Here is a 1547-nt window from a genome sequence, read left to right as displayed (position 1 = left end):
CGCCGTGCTGACCCGCGACGGGCTCGTGGCCGACCCGGCGCGCATCGTCGTCGAGCAGGGCCGCGCGCTGGGCCGGCCCAGCCGGATCGAGCTGCGCGTCGACGGGCCGCTGGTCACGATCACCGGCAGCGGCGTGGTGACCGCGGAGGGGATGCTGCACCTCTGATCCGGGGCGTGCCTATCACACCCCACGCACCGCGAGCGCGTCGCCCAGCTCGTCGGCGTGCTTGAGCACCATGACGAGGAACGGCATCGCGAAGTGCCGCAGGCTCCGGCCGCCGCCGCGGGCGAGCTGCGCCTCGCGCACGTCGCGGGCGAGGCGGGCGAGGACGGGCAGCGTGCTCAGCGTCACGTGGAGGGTCAGGGCCGCCCGCTGCGGGTCGAGTCCCAGGCGCGCGAGCGGCTGCATGGCCCGCTCGACCGTGTCCAGCAGCTCGGTCGCCGGGGTGGTCAGCGTGAGCAGCCCGGCGAGCGTGATCGCCGTGGTCACCCGCGCGGCGTTGGCGACGGCGTGCTCCGGGTCCAGGAAGATCAGCTGGCCCGCGAGCGTCACGGTGACGATCCAGCGGGCGGCCCAGGCCTGGCGGACGAGCTCCCGCAGCCCGATGCCCGGTACCGCGTAGCAGGCCACGCAGACGGCGGCCATCGCGCCGGCCGCCCACCAGGTGGGCGGCAGCAGGCAGACGGCGAGCACGACCACGAGGAGCAGCGCCGTCTTCCACCCGGTCGGCAGCCGGTACCAGGGCCCCTCCCCCGGCCGGTAGAGGGTCACCACCGGATGCTCGCCTCGTACGCGGCCAGCACGTCGTCGGGCGCCCCCACCTCGGTCACGGATCCGTCCCGGACGAGCACGGCGACGTCGCAGCGGCGCGCGAGCGCCAGGTCGTGCGTCACCAGGACCAGCCGGTGCGCGGCGTCCTCGAGCAGGTGGTCGGCCACCCGGCGGGCGTTGCGCGCGTCGAGGTAGGCGGTCGGCTCGTCCGCCACGACCAGCTCCGGGTCCCGCACGAAGGCGCCGCACAGGGCCAGCAGCTGCTTCTGCCCGCCGGACAGTTCGTGCGACGACCGGTCGGCGAGCTCCGCGAGCCCGAACCGGCCGAGCGCGGCGGTCACCCGCTCGGACCGCTCCTGGCGGGACAGCTTCTCGGTACGCAGGGAGAACGCGACGTCCTCCGCCACGGTCGGCATGACGATCTGCGCGTCCGGGTTGCTGAAGACGACGGCGACGCGCCGGCGCAGCTCCGCGACCTGCCGGGCCGGGTCCAGGCCGAGCACCCGCACGGTGCCCTCCCGGGCGACGGCCAGGCCGCTGAGCAGGCGCGCGAGCGTCGACTTGCCCGAGCCGTTCTCACCGACGACGGCGACGGTCCGCGCCCGCAGGGACAGGGTGACGTCGCGCAGCACGTCCGTGTCGCCGAGGCGCACGCTGACGCCCTCGAGCTCGACCGCGCTCATCGGACCACCTCGAAGACGGCGGCGACGCCCAGGCCGCCGCCCACGGACGCCGCGGCGACGCCGAGCGACCCGGCGGGCGCTTCCCCGCGCAC

General features: G+C 76.0%; 2 protein-coding genes. Both read right to left on the bottom strand.

What is annotated here, in order from left to right; genetic code table 11:
• Positions 1-181 precede the first annotated feature (181 nt).
• The gene (locus PROKR_RS05050; protein ID WP_036960109.1) at positions 182-775 is read right to left on the bottom strand and encodes a CbiQ family ECF transporter T component; all 594 of its coding nucleotides are present in this window, start codon (positions 773-775) and stop codon (positions 182-184) included.
• Positions 769-1455, bottom strand: coding sequence for an energy-coupling factor ABC transporter ATP-binding protein (locus PROKR_RS05045; RefSeq protein ID WP_036960108.1), 687 nt, complete (start codon positions 1453-1455; stop codon positions 769-771). The genes PROKR_RS05050 and PROKR_RS05045 overlap by 7 nt, the downstream gene beginning before the upstream one ends.
• Positions 1456-1547: the final 92 nt, after the last annotated feature.

This window comes from Promicromonospora kroppenstedtii DSM 19349 (assembly GCF_000515355.1).
GTDB lineage: Bacteria > Actinomycetota > Actinomycetes > Actinomycetales > Cellulomonadaceae > Promicromonospora > Promicromonospora kroppenstedtii.
Note: the sequence above shows the minus strand (reverse complement) of the source record. Positions and strands in the feature narration are given on the sequence as shown.

Coding starts and splice junctions, on each gene's coding strand:
- PROKR_RS05045 (WP_036960108.1), bottom strand. CDS start 1,455: ATGAGCGCGGTCGAGCTCGAGGGCGTCAGCGTGCGCCTCGGCGACACG.